The sequence below is a fragment of the Lujinxingia litoralis genome (genome assembly GCF_003260125.1).
GTDB classification, from domain to species: domain Bacteria; phylum Myxococcota_A; class Bradymonadia; order Bradymonadales; family Bradymonadaceae; genus Lujinxingia; species Lujinxingia litoralis.
In genome coordinates this window covers 50085-68731 of record NZ_QHKO01000005.1, presented here as the reverse complement: position 1 = coordinate 68731, position 18647 = coordinate 50085, and the positions used below count along the sequence as shown (strand labels likewise).

The 18647-nt window shown below is 65.6% G+C and carries 17 protein-coding genes, 2 tRNA genes, 1 other RNA gene and 1 riboswitch; of the genes, 10 read left to right on the top strand and 10 right to left on the bottom strand.

Going from position 1 to position 18647, the window contains the following annotated elements; translation table 11 throughout:
- Positions 1-55 precede the first annotated feature (55 nt).
- Genes DL240_RS11880 through DL240_RS11870 form a run of 3 tightly spaced genes read left to right on the top strand, consistent with a single transcriptional unit; the run spans position 56 to position 2112 of the window.
- The gene (locus DL240_RS11880) at positions 56-583 is read left to right on the top strand and encodes a sugar phosphate nucleotidyltransferase (RefSeq protein WP_111730117.1); all 528 of its coding nucleotides are present in this window, start codon (positions 56-58) and stop codon (positions 581-583) included.
- Entirely contained in the window at positions 529-1146 is a 618-nt protein-coding gene (locus DL240_RS11875) for a sugar phosphate nucleotidyltransferase (RefSeq protein ID WP_347342266.1), read from the top strand. Before DL240_RS11880 ends, DL240_RS11875 begins: the two co-directional genes overlap by 55 nt.
- Before the next feature lie 48 nt (positions 1147-1194).
- On the top strand, positions 1195-2112 hold the full coding sequence (locus tag DL240_RS11870; RefSeq protein ID WP_111730115.1) for a cation diffusion facilitator family transporter: 918 nt from the start codon (positions 1195-1197) through the stop codon (positions 2110-2112).
- 28 nt (positions 2113-2140) lie between these two features.
- On the opposite strand, the gene DL240_RS11865 is transcribed toward DL240_RS11870, so the two are convergent.
- Positions 2141-4144, bottom strand: a complete 2004-nt coding sequence (locus tag DL240_RS11865; RefSeq protein WP_111730114.1) for a hypothetical protein — start codon at positions 4142-4144, stop codon at positions 2141-2143.
- A gap of 206 nt (positions 4145-4350) precedes the next feature.
- Here DL240_RS11865 and DL240_RS11860 point away from each other — a divergent pair, with 206 nt between their 5' ends.
- From DL240_RS11860 to DL240_RS11840, 5 genes are all read left to right on the top strand, one after another.
- Positions 4351-5301, top strand: a complete 951-nt coding sequence (locus tag DL240_RS11860; protein WP_111730113.1) for a DUF3108 domain-containing protein — start codon at positions 4351-4353, stop codon at positions 5299-5301.
- Positions 5298-6242, top strand: coding sequence for a S66 peptidase family protein (locus DL240_RS11855; RefSeq protein ID WP_158542513.1), 945 nt, complete (start codon positions 5298-5300; stop codon positions 6240-6242). Before DL240_RS11860 ends, DL240_RS11855 begins: the two co-directional genes overlap by 4 nt.
- Positions 6243-6252: 10 nt before the next feature.
- Positions 6253-7413 carry a serine hydrolase domain-containing protein gene (locus tag DL240_RS11850; protein WP_111730111.1) on the top strand — a complete coding sequence of 387 codons (1161 nt, stop codon included), beginning with the start codon at positions 6253-6255 and terminating at the stop codon, positions 7411-7413.
- Positions 7414-7456: 43 nt separating this feature from the next.
- Positions 7457-8251, top strand: a complete 795-nt coding sequence (locus DL240_RS11845; RefSeq protein WP_111730110.1) for an inositol monophosphatase family protein — start codon at positions 7457-7459, stop codon at positions 8249-8251.
- Between the two features lie 127 nt (positions 8252-8378).
- Positions 8379-8879 carry a double zinc ribbon and FHA domain-containing protein gene (locus DL240_RS11840; RefSeq protein WP_111730109.1) on the top strand — a complete coding sequence of 167 codons (501 nt, stop codon included), beginning with the start codon at positions 8379-8381 and terminating at the stop codon, positions 8877-8879.
- A gap of 78 nt (positions 8880-8957) precedes the next feature.
- Here the strand turns inward: DL240_RS11840 and DL240_RS11835 are convergent, their stop codons facing one another.
- From DL240_RS11835 to DL240_RS11825, 3 genes are all read right to left on the bottom strand, one after another.
- The gene (locus tag DL240_RS11835) at positions 8958-9980 is read right to left on the bottom strand and encodes a DUF6483 family protein (protein ID WP_111730108.1); all 1023 of its coding nucleotides are present in this window, start codon (positions 9978-9980) and stop codon (positions 8958-8960) included.
- A gap of 115 nt (positions 9981-10095) precedes the next feature.
- Positions 10096-10887 (bottom strand): tetratricopeptide repeat protein, encoded by a 792-nt coding sequence (locus tag DL240_RS11830; RefSeq protein ID WP_158542512.1) that lies wholly within the window; start codon positions 10885-10887, stop codon positions 10096-10098.
- A gap of 121 nt (positions 10888-11008) precedes the next feature.
- A complete protein-coding gene (locus tag DL240_RS11825; protein WP_158542511.1) occupies positions 11009-11797 on the bottom strand; it encodes an OmpA family protein in 789 nt (262 codons plus the stop codon).
- Between the two features lie 802 nt (positions 11798-12599).
- Between DL240_RS11825 and DL240_RS11820 the strand changes: the two genes are divergently transcribed.
- Positions 12600-13409, top strand: a complete 810-nt coding sequence (locus DL240_RS11820) for an Ig-like domain-containing domain (RefSeq protein ID WP_146618262.1) — start codon at positions 12600-12602, stop codon at positions 13407-13409.
- A 25-nt stretch (positions 13410-13434) separates the two neighbouring features.
- Here the strand turns inward: DL240_RS11820 and DL240_RS11815 are convergent, their stop codons facing one another.
- Entirely contained in the window at positions 13435-14406 is a 972-nt protein-coding gene (locus tag DL240_RS11815; RefSeq protein WP_158542510.1) for a DsbA family protein, read from the bottom strand.
- Positions 14407-14702: 296 nt separating this feature from the next.
- Between DL240_RS11815 and thrS the strand changes: the two genes are divergently transcribed.
- A complete protein-coding gene (thrS, locus tag DL240_RS11810; protein ID WP_111730103.1) occupies positions 14703-16517 on the top strand; it encodes a threonine--tRNA ligase in 1815 nt (604 codons plus the stop codon).
- A gap of 144 nt (positions 16518-16661) precedes the next feature.
- Here thrS and DL240_RS11805 read toward each other — a convergent pair whose 3' ends face one another.
- From DL240_RS11805 to DL240_RS11785, 5 genes are all read right to left on the bottom strand, one after another.
- Positions 16662-17342: a cell surface protein gene (locus tag DL240_RS11805; protein ID WP_111730102.1), complete on the bottom strand. Its 681-nt coding sequence runs from the start codon at positions 17340-17342 to the stop codon at positions 16662-16664.
- Positions 17339-17812, bottom strand: a complete 474-nt coding sequence (locus tag DL240_RS11800) for a hypothetical protein (RefSeq protein ID WP_111730101.1) — start codon at positions 17810-17812, stop codon at positions 17339-17341. Before DL240_RS11800 ends, DL240_RS11805 begins: the two co-directional genes overlap by 4 nt.
- A gap of 167 nt (positions 17813-17979) precedes the next feature.
- A riboswitch (cobalamin riboswitch) is annotated at positions 17980-18186 on the bottom strand.
- A gap of 97 nt (positions 18187-18283) precedes the next feature.
- An RNA gene (ffs, locus tag DL240_RS11795) (signal recognition particle sRNA small type) lies at positions 18284-18374 on the bottom strand.
- Between the two features lie 63 nt (positions 18375-18437).
- Positions 18438-18525 (bottom strand) — tRNA-Ser (locus tag DL240_RS11790).
- Between the two features lie 35 nt (positions 18526-18560).
- Positions 18561-18647, bottom strand: a tRNA-Ser gene (locus DL240_RS11785).

Below are 18647 nucleotides of genomic sequence, written 5' to 3'. Positions count from 1 at the left end.
AGGCGATGGCTATCGTGGCCGCCGCGATTCCCCCCGGACGTATGTCAGGTCTACCATGATTCCAGTGATTCTAGCCGGCGGCTCCGGCACCCGCTTCTGGCCGCTTAGCCGCCGCGCCCGCCCCAAACAACTCATCGCGCTCTGGGGTGATAACCCCATGATCGCCGAGACCTATGAGCGTATCGCCGGCCTGGACGACCAGGGCCGAGCGCTCCTGGTACTCGGCCAGCACCACCTCGCTCTGACCACCGAGGCCCTGGCCGCCTACCAGAGCCCCGGGCTGGAGTACGTGGTCGAGCCCCGGGCGCGGAACACCGCGCCGGCCATCGCGCTGGCCGCCGCCCGCGCCGAAGCCATCGCCGGCGACGACCCGATCGCGATCTTTCCCTCCGATCATTTCATCGGCGGCACCAAAGCCTTTGAGGCCTGCCTGCGACTCGCCGATGAGCGCGCCCGTCAGGGGGCCATCGTCACCCTGGGGGTCCCCCCCACCCGCCCCGAAACNGCCCCGAAACCGGCTACGGCTACATTGAAAGTCAGGGCTCCATCGACACCGAGCCCGGTCAGGGCCCCGTCGCGCTGAAGGTGCGCCGCTTCGTAGAAAAACCCGACCTGGCCACCGCTCAGGAGTACGTGCGCTCGGGCCGCTTTGTCTGGAACTCCGGCATGTTTGTGCTGCGCCCCTCCACCCTGTGGGCCGAACTGGAGCGCCAGCAACCCGAACTTCTGCGAGCCTTTGAACCGGTACGACAAAACGGCGCTCGCGACCCCGAGATCATCGCACAGGCCTTCGATCAGGCCGCCTCCATCTCCATCGACTATGCCGTGATGGAAGGAGCCGCCCAGGTCGAGGTGATCCCGGCCCTCTTTCGCTGGTCCGACGTCGGCCACTGGGCCGCCCTCGACGAGGTCAGCCCCACCGACGCCCAGGGCAATGTGGTCCGCGCCGACGCCGTCCTCGATGAGGTCAAAGACTCCGTCGTCTTAAGCGCCGGCAGCCAGCGGGTGGTCGCCCTCAGTGGCGTCGAAGGCCTGGTCGTCGTCGACACCCCTGACGCGTTGCTGGTGCTGCCCCGCGCGCGCGCCCAACGCGTACGCGATATTGTCGACCACCTGCGCAACGCCGGCCGCGACGAACTTCTCTAAAAGGTTTACCCGCCCCCCACCCCCGCTCTCCTCCCCGGAGCGACGCTGATGGCCTCCCCAGATATCGACCGGCTCGCCAACCACCGCGCGGTTCGCCGCGTCTTGATTCTCACGCTGGGGGCCAACCTTGTGGTGGCGCTCGGCAAGCTCCTATGGGGCTACCACGCAAACATCGTCAGCCTGCAGGCCGACGGCTTCCACTCCTTCTTCGACGCCCTCTCCAACGTCATCGGCCTCATCGCGCTGGGCATGGCGGCCCTGCCTCCCGACCGCGAGCATCCCTACGGCCACCAGAAGCTCGAGGTGGCCGCCAGCATGGCCATCGGCATGATGATCCTCATCGGCCTGCTGGAGGTCGGGCGCGGCGTCTGGGCCGCGGCCACCGGCGAGGCCGAGCCTCAGGTGACGGCAGGCGCGTTTGGCGTGATTCTCATCGCGATTTTGACCAGCTTTGTCATCAGCTGGGCCGAGAAACGCGCGGCCAAACGCTACGACTCCATGATTTTGGCCAGCGACGCGGCCCACACCTTCTCCGACGCCCTGGCGGGCATCGCCGTGCTCATCGGCCTGATCCTCATCCAGGCCGGCGTCCCCTCCGGGGATATCTTCGCCGCGCTCACCGTGATGCTCTTCATCGGCATGACCGCCTATCGCGTGCTCCGCGACGGCATGGTCGTGCTGGTCGACGCGGCCCTCCTCGACGCCGATGCCATCCGCCAGGTGGTGGGCGATCACCCCGAAGTCCGCTCCTGCCACTACGTGCGCAGCCGCGGGATGCCCGGCGCCGTGCACCTGGATCTGCACGTCACCGTCGATCCGGACATGCGCATGGAAGAGGCCGGCGACGTCCTCCTGCAAATCAAGGACCGCCTGTACGAACGCTTCCCCGAGATCGAAGACGTCCTGGTGCAACTGGAGCCGCACCACCCGTTGCACTACGAAGACGTGCCCGAAAACCTGGTCTGACCTTCCGCCCCCCGGAAGGTCCGCAATCTCAGTCGGCGCCCTCGCCGGAGAGTTTAAGAAAGCGCCCGTCGAAGCGCTCCACGCGCCTGTCGCCGACCAGCCCGCGCAGGGCTGCCAGCGGCTCGGCCAGGCTCACTCGGGTGGGCTCCTCCTCGGTCACCAGACTCACCGGGCGCAACTCCGGCGCGCCCGGGCTCGGTGGCTCAAAATGCAGGTCTTCGTCGCCCAGAATCTCCACCAGCATCTGACGGCGATGCCCCGGGGGCCAGCCCGGCGGCGAATCCACCCGCAGCTGACGGGTATCCAGCTGCACCAGGTCTCCCCCTTCACTGCGACGGACTACCCCCAACGGAACCAGCAGCTCGTCGAGCACCTGCTCCAACCACTCCCGAAATTTCGGGCCGTGGTAAGCATCCATGAAGAAACTCGCGCGCTGGTAGGGCAGATACACCGTGGTGTTCTGGTGCTCCAGCACCATCCCCAGCTGGCTGAACATGGAGGCGGCCGCGGTGCACTGCATTAACTCGACCATCCCGTCGAGCGTGTACCAATGGTCGGCTGCCAGCAGGCTGAGCAGGTCGAGCCAGGTCACCTTGATGGCCAGCACGAAGGCAAACACCAGCCCGGCCTCAAAGAGCACCGCCTCGTCGCTCCCCTCTTCGGGGGCCCGCAACCAACCGCCACCGGTCTCCTGAGAGGGAACCCCGTGGCTCTGCATCCACGCCGGCACCATCTCGCCATGCTCCCGCAGCAGCCCGACGGCCCGCGCGCGCCACGCCTCATCCAGACCGATGGCCTCGGCCAGGAGCACGTCAGCCCGGGCTCCAGAGTAGCCCATCGACCACTCCAGCAGCAGCTCGCGGGCAAAACGGCGCCGGGGCGCATTGAGCATCGCCTCAAATTCCACGCCTTGCTCAAGCTGACCCTCGCGCACCTCAAAAATACGCGCTTCCCGGGCCAGACTCACCACCGCCAACCAGGGCACCTCACGCTCACTGAGCGCGTTGAGGCGCGAGCGGCTCTTTGCATCGAGCTGCCCCTCCTCATCCACGCTCAGGGGGCTCTCTTCCCGCTCCAGCGCCAGCCACTTCAGCACCGCCTGCAGCTCGGTCGCCGACTCCACCGAAGCCCGACGCGCCCCCTGCTCGCTCAGATCAAAGTAGGCCTGGGCCATCCAGTCGAGGAGCCAGCGCCTCCCCAACGTCCACAGCTCCCGCCAGAGCTCCTCGGGCACCGCGACCATCGGCACGCCAATGACCGGATCGTCGAAACGAAAGAGAATCCCCGCCTCCAACAGATGCTCGGCCACATCCTGCTGGTACTGACGGTCCTGCGAGCGCATCAGGGGCACCACCTTATCGTCGGGCGCCTGACCGAAAGTCGGGTCGATGTCGTAGCCGTAGATCTGCTGCCAGTAACACACCCCTCCCAGCTCCAGGACCATCATCGCATCACCGATCCAATCGGGGTTGGGCAACGCCTCGATCATGTCGTTGACGGTCTCGGGCTGCTCAAAGGCCTCGGCCAGGTCGATAACCCGCTCGGCCCGCGAGCCTGTGGGCTCCAGCCGGTACTTTGCCTCCAGCCTTGCCAGCGCGTCTTCCCCGGCCCGCCCCAGCAAGAGCAACAACGAGGGACGCTGGCCGTCGATCTCCGGCGCCAGGATCGCGGCGATCGCTCCGGGCACCACCGCATAGTACTCACCGCGCTCATCGCGACGGCTCTTAATCAGGCCCAGTCGCCCCAGCAGCTGACGGTGGCGCGAGGGCGCCCAGCCGATGCTCAGACCAATATCATGCTCCAGCACCAGCTCTTCGAGCAGGCGCAGGGCCATGGGGCTGGTCACCTCATCGAGCACCCGCTCCACGACGTTCTCCGGATCGGCCAACCAGGCCTGTGCGATGAACTCCGGCGCGTCGTGCTCCAGCCCGTAAAATTCAGCAATGCGCGCTCTCTGGCGCGGCGTAAACTCGTCGAGGTGGGCCTGAAGCCGCTCGCGGTGGGAGATGAAGTACTCTTCGGTGTCGCTCATCCGCTCTTCCCGTTGTGCCTGGGGTCGTTGCCCCTAGTCCAGGGCGAACCCACGCCCCTATCATGATGGTCGATGGTCGACAACCCGATGCCCTCAACGGCGGTACACACCCGGGGAGCCGTGATGAGCTTTGGGTGAAGAAATGAACCTGTGCTGCGTCAAAGTTCATGCGATAATGATGTTCCCCTTTTCCCAGGGATCCCCCTATGTTTGCCGCCACCTCTCGCCACTCTGCCCGACCGCTGATCGCGCTCATGCTGGCGCTGGTTGCCCTGAGTCTCACTCCGCTGGAGGCCCGGGCACAGCGTCCGACCAAACTGAGCGCAGTGGCCCAACCCGGCGGCGCCGAACTCACCCGCGCGCTGCCGGCAACGACCCCGGCCCCTCCGGAACCCCGCGCCCGGGACTTTCGCTGGGCCGAGGAAGAGCTCTTCTTCTCGGTACGCGTCAACGACGCCGAGGCCATGCGCGCCGGGCTGCGCACAGGCGAACTCCGGCGTAACAACGGCCGGGTCTACGTGCCCCTGAGTGGCACCGCGCAGTCGCGCGGCTTCTTCCACGCGGTCTACCCCCTCGACGACCGCGCCAACACCTACCTCGACCCGGTCAGCTTCCGCCCCTGGCGCACCGAGAAACGCTTTGAGGAACGGGGCCAGACGCGCGTCTACAACGTCGACTACCACCACCCCTCCTTCGAAGCCCGGGTGGAGCGACACCGCAACGAGCGCAAGAGTCGCCTGCGCACAGCGATCCCTGAGCGCACCCACGATATGCTCACCTGGCTCTATGAGCTCCGCAGCCAGCCTCAGCTCGAACCCGGCCAGCGCTTCAGCTTCTACATCTACGATGGCTGGCTGCTGAGCAGGCTCGATGTCGAGGTCGCCGCGCGCGAAGACATTCTCACCCCCCTGGGCTGGTTCCACACCTACCGGCTGGACTTCGTCCGGCACATCATGGACGCTGACCGCGGTGCCATCGACGCCGACCGCGGCGAACGCAGCGCCCCCCGCGTCGCCATGCGCGAGGAAGCCCGCCACAGTGGCAGCCTCTGGCTCAGCCGCGACGCCAACCTCATTCCGGTGCGCGTCACCATCAACACCCCGCTGGGCGCCGGCGAAGCCGTACTGATTCATTACAAGCCAGGACAGGGCGCTTGACGAGCACATCCCACGATTCTCTCCCGCTGATTCACCCCGCCCCCCTCCAGCGCGGGGACCAGGTCCATGTGGTCAGCCCGGCCGGCCCCGTGATCCCGGAGCTCCTGGAAGAAGGCATCGCCACCCTCCAGGCCTGGGGCCTTGACGTGGTGGTCGATCCCTCCGTCTACGCTCGCCGCCCCCCGGCCGACTACCTGGCCGGCGACGACGAGGCCCGCGCGCGGGCCTTCCTCAACGCCTGGCGCGCGCCACAGTGCCGGGCGATCTTCTGCTCTCGCGGAGGCTACGGCTCCCAGCGCATCCTCCCCCGGATCGCGCAACTCGATGTACGGGCGCAGCCTCGCCATCTGGTGGGGTTCAGCGACATCACCGCGCTTCACCTGCACCTGGCCGGCAACCTCCGCCTGCAGACCTGGCATGGACCGGTGCTCAAGAGTTTTGCGCTCCACCGCGACGAACCCCAAGGCTCTCTGGAGCACCTGCGCGCGCTCCTCTTTGGCGAACGCCCCGCGCCCTGGTCCCTCGAAGGGATGCGCACCGTGCACCCCGGCGTGGCGCGCGGCCCCCTGTTGGGCGGAAACCTCTGCGTCCTCGTTCACCAGCTCTCCAGCCCTTACTGCCCGCCCCTCGACGGGGCGGTGCTGGTGGTGGAAGACGTCGGCGAGGTCGATTACCGCGTCGACCGCATGTTGACCGCTCTGCGCATGTCGACCCGGGGCCAGAAGATCGCCGGCCTGGTGCTGGGCGACTTCGCCGACGCCGCCGGCGTCTATGTCGCCGATAGTCAGGTCGACGACTACCTGGCCGCGCTTGCCAGTGAGTTCGAATGCCCGGTGGTCGTGGGCGCCCCGGTGGGCCACCGCAGCCCCAACCTGGCGCTCCCCTTCGGCGCTCCGGCCGAACTCAACGCCACCGAAGGCCGCCTGACCATCCTGACCTGAAGGAGTACGTGTGACCCGCGCGTTCCCCCCCGCCCCCGAGCACCTCGACCAGGCGCTGCGCACTGCCGTAGCCCCCTCCCTGAGCGCCATTGGTCGCACCCATGCCTGTAGCGCCGCCCAGGCCGCGGTCGGACACCACGACTGCGTGCTCTTTCGCCGGGCGCTGGGCTGCACCTCCTTTGAGCCCGAGGGCCGCCCGGTCGAACTGGACACCCCCTTTGACATCGCCAGCGTCACCAAAGCACTCGTAGGCGCCACCCTCGCCATGCAGGCCATCGACCAGGGCCTGGCCGACTGGCACACCCCTCTGGGCGAACTCTACGCTCCCTGGCGTGACCACCCCGACCCACGCGCCGCTCAGGCCACGTTGCTGCACCTGCTCAACCACACCACCGGCCTGCCTGCCTGGCATAAATACTACCTGGAGTACCCGCTGGCCCCCTCCCCGGAGCGCGCCCGAGACACCCGCCACGCGGTGCTCACCCGCATCTGTCGCACGCCCCTGACCGATGTCCCCGGCCACACCTACGCCTACTCCGACCTGGGTTACATTCTGCTGGCCGCCGTGCTGGAAACGATCTTCGAGGCGCCCCTGGCTCGCCTGGCCCGCCAGCGCATCTTTGCCCCGCTGGCGCTCACGCACACCGACTACGTCGACCGAACCGCCGGAGATGCCCCCATCACCGAGGCTGTCGCCACCGAACGTTGCGAGCTCCGCGGCGGCCTGGTCCTCGGCAGCGTTCACGACGAGAACACCGACATCCTCGGCGGCGTCTCCTGCCACGCCGGCGTCTTCTCCACCGCCGACGATCTGCTGCGCTTTGGCCAACATCTACTCGCCATCGACCAGGGCCAAGCCCCCGAGCACGCACTGGTCAGCCGCCCCACCCTGCACGCAGCCTGGTCCCCAGACGCCGCCATGGCCGGCGGCCACCACCGCGGCGGCTGGGACACCCCCAGCGGCGAGCGCTCCAGCGCCGGACGCGGTTTCGCCCCCGAACACACCGTGGGCCACCTGGGGTTTACCGGCACCTCGATCTGGATCGAGCGTCACCGCGGGATCGTCAGCGTGCTGCTGACCAATCGGGTCTACCCCACCCGCGACAACGCCCTTATTAAAGAGGCCCGCATCGCCTTTCAGGAGGCAGTCATCGCGCCGGCCATCGCCTGATTCATCGCCCCTCGCCGGGTCACCTCACCTCAGGAGTGTCACCATGAGCTTTCATCAAGAGCTTCGCGTCGCCGAGTCCATCGCCCGCCAGGCCGGCCTCCATGTGCTGCGCGAACGCGCCCGCCACATGGAAGTCTCCATCAAAGCCCCCAACGATCTGGTCACCAATGTCGACCGCAGCAGCGAGCAGCTCATCACGGCCGCGATTCGCGAGCACTTCCCCGGCGACGCCATCCTCGGCGAAGAATACGGCGTCACCCCGGGTGAAGACGCCTCGCAGAATACCGGTTCTCGTCGCTGGCTGATCGATCCCATCGACGGCACCGCCAACTTCGCCATGGGCATCCCCCTCTACTGCGTCTCGATCGCCCTGCAGGTCGATGGCCAGACCGTCGTTGGCGTGATCTACGAACCCAACCGCGACGAACTCTTCAGCGCGCGCCGGGGCATGCCCGCCCTGCTCAACGGAGAGCCCATCGACGTCAGCTCCTGTGATCGGGTCGCCAACGCCGTCCTCGTCACCGGATTCCCCTCGGGCCGTGGCGAGGTCTTTGAGCGAGCCATCGAACAGTTCGTGCACCTGACCCGCTCCAGCCGAGGAGTCCGCCGCCTGGGCTCAGCGGCCATCGATCTGGCCTACGTGGCCTGCGGACGCATCGACGCCTTCTGGGAGTACGGACTCAGCCCCTGGGATACCGGTGCCGGCTACCTGCTGGTGGAATGCGCCGGCGGCAAGATCACCGACATTGAGGGCGCCCCCTATCACGTCGATGGCCCGAGCATCCTGGCATCCAACGGCGCGCTCCACCACGAGCTTCAAAACGCCCTCCGCGTCTGAGAAGCGCGCCGGCGCTTTTGTTCGCTCTCCCCCTGTGGCACAACCAGATCTGGCACGACGCATCATCTGCGCGTGCCTCACCATCTTATCGTAGTCGTTTCCATTGCTTTCGACGCGGTTAGCTCTCATGACGTGCCCGGTTTGCGCCCGCCAGATCCCCTCCGACGCCCGCTTCTGCGCCTACTGCGGTAGCTCGGTGCAAAAATGCGAGCCCTGCCAGCGCTTCTACCCCAGCGACGCCCTCTTCTGTGGCCTCTGCGGAGGCGCCCTCAAGGTCGCTCACCGCCCCACCTTTGAGCCCCCGGTGGAGAGCGGTGAGTCGGTGTTGGGCTACCTCTATGAGCTCAACACAAACCCGCAACAATTTGCCCTGAACGAAGGCGACAACACCATCGGCGCCGGCGGCAACAACGACATCGTGATCCGCCGCCCGGCGATCTCCTGGAACCACGCCATTGTGATCTGCCGCAACGGCCGGGTGATACTTCAGGACTCCGCCAGCACCAACGGCACCTACATCAATGGCAAACGGGTGCGCGCGCCCCTGGCCCTGGCCCACGGCGATCTCCTGCGCCTGGGGAGCGAGGAGTTCAAGGTCTGGCTCAAACCGGTGTTTCGCCCGGCCTGAACTGCTCTGCAACGTCCACAAAAAAAGGCACCCCGCAACGAGGGTGCCTTTTGTATGTCAGAGCCTGCCTGGCGCTTCTCAGCGACGGCCGCGCTGCTGAGCCTGTTGCAGAGCCCGATCAACGGCTTCCATACCGCCGAGCTTTTCAATCCGCGCGCTCAGCTCTTCAAAGCTCTCTTCAACCTCATCGCGCGGAAGGTTCCCCTCTTCCAGGCGCGCATCGGCCTGCTTGCGGCAGGTCTCGTAGAAGACGACCCCACGCTTGAGAATCTGCGCGTCGTTGCCCGCCACATCCAACGCCTTCCAGAGGCAATCCTCGGCGTCGGCAAACCGCCCCAGACGCTCGTAGTAGCTGATCAGGTTGATCTGGCTGATGATGTACACCGGCAGCACCGGCTGTCCCAGCGCTTCGAACGCCTTCTCCGACAGCTCCTCGGCGCTCCGTCCCCAGCGCAACGCATGCTCGTAGCGCTCCATATCAAAGAGAATCACGCTGAGCTGCTGGCAGCCCTGGGCGAGCTGGGCCTGGAAGTTGGCCTGCCCGGCCTCGGCCAGCGTCTGGGAGAGCTCGTAGGCGCGCTCCATGGCGGCGTCGGCCTCGTCAAAGCGCTCCTCTCGGGCGTAGATCACGGCCATGTTCTGGTTCGCGCCCAGCTCCAGCGCATCGACACCGGCCTCCTCGCGCTCGCGAAGCACCCCGATCAGCTCGATGGCCTTTTGGCCGGCTTCCAGCGCCTCGGCCGCGCGCCCCATGGCGATGAAGATGCTCGAGAGGTTCAGATGCGTCGCCGCGCTGTTGGCCTCAAAATGCTCGCCACGCTCAATGAGCGCGGTGCAGATCTCGGCGGCCTTGCCGTGATAACCCAGCGACTCCTCCAGCATGTTGAGACGCTGGTGGGCCACGCCGAGCTCGTTGCTCACGCGCGCGCGCAACTTGAGCACCTCATCGCTCTCATCCTCGGCCATGTCCAGGATCACGTTGGCCTCGCGCAGCGCCTGCGCGCCGGCGGCGTTTTGGTTCTGGCGCAGCGCCTGGCTGCCCACATTGACCAGATCTTGCACAGCCTTGAGCTGCGCGTCCAACCAGCGGGTATCTTCCATCTAGCTCTTCCTTGTTGAGTCGCTACGGAGTTGAAATCAGGTGCGCCCTGAACTCATTCGAGGGCGCTCAAAGTGGGGCATCAAGACGTCTTCGTCAATGCTGCCGGCGCTCGCCTCAGGGGCAGTTGCCGCTTTCCGCACGTTCCAGCCCCTTCCTGGCCTCGGCCACCGCCCGCGAACCGGGGTACTCGCTGACCACCGTCTCGAAGAAGACCTCGGCATTGGGGCACTGCCCCATCTCCAGAAAAGACTGACCGATGCGCAGGTTGGCCATGGCCTGGCGCGCGGTGGGCGGGTTGTCCTCCAGCACCTTCTGATACTGCCCGATGGCGCTGACCCACTGACGCTCGGCAAAATACACCTCGCCCAGCGCGAAGCGCACCTCATTGGCCCGCGCATCGTCACCATGACGCTCCAAAAAGCGCTCATACGCCCGGCGCGCCTGCAGATAATCCTTCTCCGCCTGGCGAGCGTCACCGTACTGGCGCAGCTCATCGGGAGCTTCCGGCAGCCGGCGAGCCTCCCCGGACTCAAAGCGCATATCCACATCCCGGCGGAAGAGCTCCAGGCTCTGCTCCATGCGCATAAAGCGGAAGTCGAGCTCTTCGACCGTCCCGCGCAGGGCATTGAGGTCCTCGCGGGTGGCCTGCACCTCCACGCCCAGATCGGCGCTGTTGCGTTGCAACAGCTCGCGGGCCTCGCTCAAAACCTCCCGCAGCGCCGCCACATCTTCGCGCGCGCTGGCCACCATCGCCGTCAACTCTTCGCGCTCATTGGCCGACTTGGCGATGATCGCCCGCTGTTCCGCGCGCAACCCCTCAATATCTTCTTGCATCGTCTTGCCCTGCCAGATCGGCAGGCACCCGCTGGTCATCAGCGCCAGAGAGACCACAACTGGCTTCCACATAGGCGAACCTTCGGCGTTCAAAAGTACTCTCAGAGGACAAAAGGCCCGCTGCACCATGGCAGCGGGCCCCTTACCTTAACGATTCAATCCGGCTCGACAAGCCGAGGATCGATTCACCGGCTCAGCGCACATCGAACTCAGCGCGGCGGTTGGCACGATGGCAGCTCTCCGGGCCACCTTCCTGGCACACGCGCACCAGGCGAGAGTCACCGTAAGCAACCGTGGTCACACTGGAGCCGGAGACGCCCAGCGAGGTCAGGTAGCTGCGCACCGAACGGGCCCGGCGCTCGCTCAGCGCGATGTTGTACTCGGTGGTGCCGCGCTCATCGGCATGACCGGCGATCTGCACCGAAACGCCGCGCTCCTGGATGCAGGCCGCGTTGTTCTGAAGCACGTTGCGCGCGTCGTCGTCCAGGGTGGAGCTGTCGTAAGTGAAGTACACCGTGTCGATCTGGCAGGCCTGCTCCGGAGCTTCTTCGCAGACGCCACGGCGGCAGCGCTGACCTTCACCGCAATCGCCATCTTCAGAGCACTCGGGCTCGGCCACGCAGGAGCCACCCTCACAGATGGTGCCTTCGCCGCACTCATCGTTGCTCATGCACTCCGGACCACAGCGGTTCTCGCGGCAGACCTGGTTGCCCGGGCAGTCGCCGGTGCCCACGCAGTAGCCCGGAATTTCTTCGCAGACGCCCGCGCGGCATTCCATACTGGCGTCGCCACAGTCTTCGCTGGTGCGGCACTGCTGGCAGAGGCCGTTGACGCAGTAAAGCCGACTCTCGGCCTGCCCGGCCTCGCTGTCAGCGCAATGCGCATCGGTTTCACAGTTGGGGAAGTCGGGGCGGCACGCCACCGAGGTCAGCGCCATCAGAGCGGCGACGGAAAACAGTGCAAAAACGCGTCTCAACGACATAGCGACAGACTCCTTCATTTACGGCTTCGACAACCGACATAGACGATATTTGGGATGCGCGACCTTAACGACACATACTCGCGCCCGTACAACGCGCATCCGGACCTGCTTCGAACGCGCGACTCGCCAGGGCGACTCGGCGCATTCCGATCGTTCTGACCCCTTCAAGGGTACTCAACTGCCGCAATATACGTAGTTTACGCCCAGAACAAAGCAATATTTCGCTAAGACTTGCATCATCCCATTCACATTCCCCCGGGCCTCCGCCACCAACCTAAACGACTCATCGCCTCGCTCGAAGCGCTCTCCTTCGCAACGATACGCTCCCCACGCCTGCGCTCTCCTCCCCCCATCCACATCCCCTCGATCGGTCCCCTGATCACGCGTTTTTCAAATCAAACCTCTCGATCGCATCGCCTGCTATCGCGTTTTTCTCAACCCAATACGCGATCGCATCGCCTGCTATCGCGTTTTTCTCGACCCAATACGCGATCGCATCGCCTGCTATCGCGTTTTTCTCAACCCAATACGCGCTCGCATCGCCTGCTATCGCGTTTTTCTCAACCCAATACGCGCTTGCATCGCCTGCTATCGCGTTTTTCTCAACCCAATACGCGCTCGCATCGCCTGTTATCGCGTCGTTCCAGATCTAAATCGCGCTCGCATCGCCTGTTATCGCGTCGCTACCCCGGGCCCCGACCGCCGACGAGCGCCTGGACTTGATCTTAAGACCGGGCCTCGCCAGTCTGCTCCCCGACCCGCGGCAACCCCCTTCCCTTTAACCCTTCCCCCCCGAGACGACGTGCCTTCTCGCTCGCCACACCCCCGCTTCCGGCTTTACGGTGCGACTCTGCTGGCCATAGCGGTGTGCGGCACGTCTTCGCTGCTGGCCTGCGGCCCGCTGGACCCCGAGCCACCGAGCGATGCCGAAGGAAACCCCCTCCCCCTGCCGCCCCCCGGCGAAGACTGGCTGCGTGTGGTGGAGGTGTCCCCCTCCCCGGCGATCGCCACCGAGGCGACCATCGAGGTGCGATTCAGTGAGTACCTCGATCCCGACACCCTGAACTCCTACGCCACGTTGAGCCTGCGCTCCGGGGGCATCGTGGCCGGCGGACGCCTCACCTACCGCATGAGCCGCAAGGCCCTGCTCTACCACCCGCGGGCTCCGCTGGAGGCCGAGCTTCGCTACACCCTGCAGACCTCCCCGGCGCTCCGCAGCGTGGTGGGTTCTCCGCTGGCTCCCGAGACGCCGGCCCCGATCTTCTTCACCGACGAGACGCTCCCGGCCGCCGAGCCCCCCACCCGCGAGTCGGTGCGCTGGGAGGACATCGCCCCGATCCTGGAGCGCTCCTGCGCGAGCTGCCACGCCGATCAAGCCTGGCAGCTCCCACAGCTCTCCCGAGACGCGCTGCGCCAGACCCGCTCTTCGCAGGTCGATCTTCCCCTGGTAATGCCTTTTGAACCGGCAAGATCCTATTTGATGCACAAGATCCTGGCCGACTATCCCCGGCGTCGCTTCACTGTACAGCCCCCGCCCTACAGCGACGCGCCCCCCTTAGCCCCCGATGAGATCGAACTCATCGAAGACTGGATCGCCGGCGGCGCGCGCTAGCGCGCGCCGCCCGACGCGCTCACACTTACTCGGCAGCCTCGGCCTCCGCCTTGACCGCGGCCACGATGGCCTGCGGCGTCAGCTGCCCCTTGTAGCGCTTACCGTTGATGAAGAGGCTCGGCGTGCCCTGCACACCGGCGGCCATGCCTTCCTGACGGTCGCGCTGAGCCTGCATCCCGAGCTCAGGCGACTTCAGGTCGGCCTGGAAGCGATCGTAGTTCAGCCCCAGCTGGCGCACATAACCCTCTAGACGCTGCGGGTTGAAATCGCGCTGGTTGGCAAAGATCAGGTCGTGCATCTGCCAGAAACGTCCCTGCTTATGCGCGGCCAGGGTCGCCCGGGCTCCCAGGTCAGAGAGCGGACTGCCCAGCGGGAACTGCTTGAAGTAAATCGCCACCTCGTCGCCCAGCTGCTCATGCACCACCGAGAGCACACCGGCGGCCGTACGGCAATGCGGGCACTGGAAGTCGGCAAACTCCACGATCACCACCTCGGCCTCGGCCGAGCCTTTGACCGGCGCGTCTTCGAGCATAAAGGTGTGAACCTTCTCCTCGCTGGCCTGACGCTCGGCCACGCGCTCCAGCGCGCGCTCCCCGGCACCTTCGGCCAGCGCCCCGACCATTGTGCTGACGGCCGCCCGGGCCTCTTCGCACTGGGTCTCCTCGCTCTGCATGCACTCATCCAGGCTCACCGTGGCATCGGGGCAGGGGCAGAGCTCTTCGCCGGCCATCTCCGCGAGCTTGACGCGCTGGGACGCTCCGAGAGCCGAGAGATCGACCCCGGGGTAGCTGGCCTGCTCACCGGCCGCCTCGCCGGCTTCGGCGCCGGCCTTCTCACCGGCTTTCTCCGCGCCCTTCGCCTCGGCAGGGGCCTCAGCCTGGGCAGCCTCCTGGGGCGCCTCCGACTTCGAATCACATCCCAGAAGCGATCCCACCAGCGCCAGCACCATCAGGGCGACCACTGACTTCTTTTTCCATCGCGTTGTCTGCTTACTCACTTCATCTCCAGGGGTTCTCAGTATGTTTGAATGATTCGCCAGCCGGATTATGGGAATCGCGAACCCGGGGCGATAGTTCGCAACACTCGATTCTGCCGCGCTATTCAACGGGATCGATATACTCAGCGTCAAGCGACACCTCGTCGCACCGGGATCGCCCGCGCTGCCTTTGCACTGAGCGGCCTTTCGAGCTAAGTCACTTGCCGACGTCGCGCGCGCACGCGCGGCACTTTCATCACTACCTAGAGCCGGTCGAACTCGACCCCCAGACTGCCCAGAACCCCAGGGAGAGACGCATGGCGGAAGCATCCAACGACAAACGAGCCGACAAGCTGTACCGAGTCCGCCACTCCACCGCCCACCTGATGGCCGCAGCGATTTTGGAGATGTTCCCCGATGCGCGCCTGGCCATTGGCCCGCCCATCAAGGACGGCTTCTACTACGACTTTGAGCTCCCCCGCGCCCTCTCCCCCGACGATTTCGAGGAGATCGAGGAGCGCATGACCAAACTCGTCAAGGCCAACGTCCCCTTCAAATACGAAGAGTGGGACAAAGACAAAGCCCGCGAGTTTTTTAAAGATCAGCCCTACAAGCTCGAACTCATCGAGGGCATCGAAGGCGACACCGTCTCCACCTACGAGAGCGGTCCCCTCATCGATCTCTGCGCCGGCCCCCACGTGCGCTACTCCAAGCAGTGCAAGAACTTCAAACTCCTGAAGGTCGCCGGCGCCTACTGGCGCGGCGACGAAAACCAGCCGATGCTCCAGCGCGTCTACGGCACCGCCTTCCCCACCCGCGATGAGCTCGACCAGTACCTGCTCATGCTGGAGGAGGCCAAGCGCCGCGACCACCGCAAACTGGCCCGCGAGCTGGAACTCTTCGACTTCAACCGCCTCTCCCCGGGCTCGATCTTCTGGCGCCCCAAAGGCTGGACCTCCTACCGGGAGCTCCAGAACTACTTCCGCGAGATCGAGGCCGAGCAGGGCTACGAGGAGATCTGCAACCCGCTGATCTACCACGAAGATCTCTTCGCGCAGTCCGGCCACCTGGACCACTACCAGGACACCATGTTCAAGCTGGAGGCTCACGGTCAGAACTACTGCCTCAAGCCGATGAACTGCCCGGACACCATGCTCTACTTCAAGAGCAAGAAGCGCTCCTACCGCGAGCTCCCGCTGCGGGTGGCCGAGTTCGGACACCTCCACCGCAACGAGCTCCCCGGCGCGCTGGGCGGCGCCACCCGCGTGCGCCAGTTCTGCCAGGACGACGCCCACATCTTCACCACCGAGGAGCACATCACCCAGGAGATCTCCATGCTCCTGGAACTCGTCGAGCGCACCTACGGCATGTTCAACATGGAGTACGACGTCGAGATCTCCACGCGTCCCGACGACTTCATGGGCGAGGTCGAGCTCTGGGATCGCGCCGAAGGCGCGCTCAAAGAGGCGCTGGAGGCGGCCGGAAAGCCCTTCACCATCAACGAGGGCGACGGCGCCTTCTACGGGCCGAAGATCGACTTCCAGGTGCGCGACTGCCTGGGCCGCTCCTGGCAATGCGCCACCATCCAGCTCGACTTCCAGCTGCCCCGACGCTTTGAGCTCACCTACACCGCCAGCGACAACTCCGAGCGCACCCCGATCGTCATCCACCGCGCCATCGCCGGCAGCCTGGAGCGCTTCTTCGCCATCCTGCTCGAGCACCTGGCCGGAGCCTTCCCCACCTGGCTGGCGCCGGTACAGGCGGTGATCGTGCCGATCACCGACGAGCAGAACGACTTCGCCTGGGAGGTCGCCAGAGACCTCAAGCGCTCGGGCATCCGCGTGGAAGTCGACGATCGCAGCGAGAAGATGGGCTTTAAGATTCGCGAGGCCGAGACCCAGAAGGTCCCCTACATGCTGGTCATCGGCGGACGCGAGGCCGAGGCCGGCACGGTCGCCCTGCGCACCTACCGTGACGGGCGCCGCGGCACCCTGCCCCTGGCCGAGGTCAAAGCCGAGATCCTCGAGCACATCGCCGAGCGCACCCTGGATGTCGACGCCCAGGTCAGCGGCCTGGCCGCCATCGTCGAAGATGCCCCCAGCGGCGAAGACATGGCCGAGCGCGGCTACTAAGCAAGCGCGCTCGCCAGGCGAGTTCAGAACGATCGAAGCTGCATAAAAAAGCCGCGCTCCCCAAAAGGGGAGCGCGGCTTTTTTATGCCCTCAAGCAGCGAGCGGCAACGCGGCGCGTGCACGCTCGCTGATCGGCGGGCTTAGTTACTCGACGTGCAGAATCCCCACCGCATCCAGATCAAAGCCCTGGCTCGGCGAAGCTCCCACGCCCCAGAGATCGCGAATGCGCACGAAGCGAGCTCGGCTCAGGCCGACCTCGGCCAGATCAAAGGCGTCGCCGCCGGTGATCGCCACCGAGAGTTCAGGATGCTCCAGCGCCTCGTAGGCCAGCGTGGGCCTCCAGCCGGCGCAACCAACGTAGGGCGGCGCGTCATCCGGCGAGGCCACACACTCAAAGGTATGCCAGGCCTCCCCGTCTTCGCTGACCGCGATCTCCCCGAGTTCCGCAAACACCTGGTCCGGATCGCCATCGGCGTAAAAGGGGTTCTCAAACACCACGAAATCCGCCCCTTCGCCATCCACAATGACCCGGTCGCCAAAGCCCAGCACGATCTCTCCACCGGCGCCCAGACTCAGCACATCCAGCGAGGCCGAGGTCGTGCCCTTTCCCTGCGGCGGACCAAGCACCACGTCGGGGAGGTTCCCCTCGCCAAAACCTGCCCCTTCCCCCGGCGTAAAACTCACCACCTCCGAGGCGTAGGGCAGCCCCGCCCACCAGGGGCCCGGTTCGGCTGTGTCATCGACCTCCCCGCAGCCCAGCGCCCCCCCCGGGGCGGCGGCAAGCAGCGTCACCACTGCCAGGCGCTTCCAGCGTGCGGCGATCATTTGCGGGTCATCTTCGTCCAGGCGAACCCACCGCAGCCGCCGTTCTCCGGATCGCTGGCGTCGGCATCGGCGCTGCGATCGATCGCGCGGGCGTCTTCCACCGTCTCCAGATCAAAGGCGACCATGCAGTAGTAGAAGCTGTCGTCGACCACCGGCGTCCACACCACCACGTTGTAGCGGTCCGCCCCAAACTCCGCGTCGGAGGTGTTCTGGGTAATGGCGAAATCCGCCTCGTTATCATACTCGGTCAACAGCATCATCCCCCAGGTCTCTTCGGTGATGGTCTCGTCGTAGCCGAAGTTCGTGGCCCACTCCCCGGCCACCTCAATGCCCTGGTCCTGGTTGTCATTCTGCTCGCACTCGGCCCCTTCACACTCCACCGGCGCGTCGGTCTCACCACAGGCCGCCAGACACAGGCCACCGGCCAGCATCAGCGCCATCAAACCCACCCGATTTTTCAGCGTCGTCATCTCAATCTCCTTACCTGTCCGGGCGGAGATCGAGGGGCGGCAGCGGGACAACCCCGCACACGAGCGGCAAACACACCTGGCAGGTTCATCCTGCGGCCGCACGCATGAGCCGGCGCACTCGCGCCCGGGCTGCTGCGTTCCTCTCGCCACCGACCCGAAGCGATTGGGGGTACACCGTCGACGCAGCAATATCCTGGCTCTCGGATCACCTTCGCCCGTCCCCTTCCCGACGTTTGAAACACGCCAGTGGGTTACGACAGGTTCATCACCGATGACAGTTGCGGGGGCAGCGCTGGACTTTCACCAACTTCCTGCCGCGTCAATCCTGCCCGCGTGCTAGCACCGCCCGGGCATCCGGGTCAACGCAGATTGAACGCACCGGGCCCGAGCAAAAAAAAGCCCCGCAACGCTTAATGAAGCGTCGCGGGGCTCATGTTCATCACTCCACGTCGGGGTGGAGTTCTCTTCGACCCTCAAGCGGCCAGCGCACACTCTGTACCTGGTCCGCTGCTTCCTCCCGGACCTGACGGGGTGCCAGGCCAGCAGTCGCACTGGCCGCTCAGGGGTCGAACATCCCCACCCTAAGGGGGGATGGGGTGAGCCGTCAACAGCCCACCTCGAAGAGCGGAGAGAGAGGGATTCGAACCCTCGATACGCTATAAACGTATACACGCTTTCCAAGCGTGCGCCTTCAACCACTCGGCCACCTCTCCAACAGATCCATTTTCATGGTCTGATACTACAAAAACGGAGGGGGTGGGATTCGAACCCACGGTACCCGTGAAGGTACACTTGATTTCGAATCAAGCGCCTTCGACCACTCGGCCACCCCTCC

Excerpts from the sequence above, each read along its gene's own strand:
- DL240_RS11805 (WP_111730102.1), bottom strand. The coding sequence starts at position 17,342 with ATGATCGCCGCACGCTGGAAGCGCCTGGCAGTGGTGACGCTGCTTGCC.
- DL240_RS11845 (WP_111730110.1), top strand. The coding sequence starts at position 7,457 with ATGAGCTTTCATCAAGAGCTTCGCGTCGCCGAGTCCATCGCCCGCCAG.
- DL240_RS11800 (WP_111730101.1), bottom strand. The coding sequence starts at position 17,812 with ATGACGACGCTGAAAAATCGGGTGGGTTTGATGGCGCTGATGCTGGCC.
- DL240_RS11840 (WP_111730109.1), top strand. The coding sequence starts at position 8,379 with ATGACGTGCCCGGTTTGCGCCCGCCAGATCCCCTCCGACGCCCGCTTC.
- thrS (WP_111730103.1), top strand. The coding sequence starts at position 14,703 with ATGGCGGAAGCATCCAACGACAAACGAGCCGACAAGCTGTACCGAGTC.
- DL240_RS11825 (WP_158542511.1), bottom strand. The coding sequence starts at position 11,797 with ATGTCGTTGAGACGCGTTTTTGCACTGTTTTCCGTCGCCGCTCTGATG.
- DL240_RS11835 (WP_111730108.1), bottom strand. The coding sequence starts at position 9,980 with ATGGAAGATACCCGCTGGTTGGACGCGCAGCTCAAGGCTGTGCAAGAT.
- DL240_RS11860 (WP_111730113.1), top strand. The coding sequence starts at position 4,351 with ATGTTTGCCGCCACCTCTCGCCACTCTGCCCGACCGCTGATCGCGCTC.
- DL240_RS11830 (WP_158542512.1), bottom strand. The coding sequence starts at position 10,887 with ATGTGGAAGCCAGTTGTGGTCTCTCTGGCGCTGATGACCAGCGGGTGC.
- DL240_RS11870 (WP_111730115.1), top strand. The coding sequence starts at position 1,195 with ATGGCCTCCCCAGATATCGACCGGCTCGCCAACCACCGCGCGGTTCGC.
- DL240_RS11865 (WP_111730114.1), bottom strand. The coding sequence starts at position 4,144 with ATGAGCGACACCGAAGAGTACTTCATCTCCCACCGCGAGCGGCTTCAG.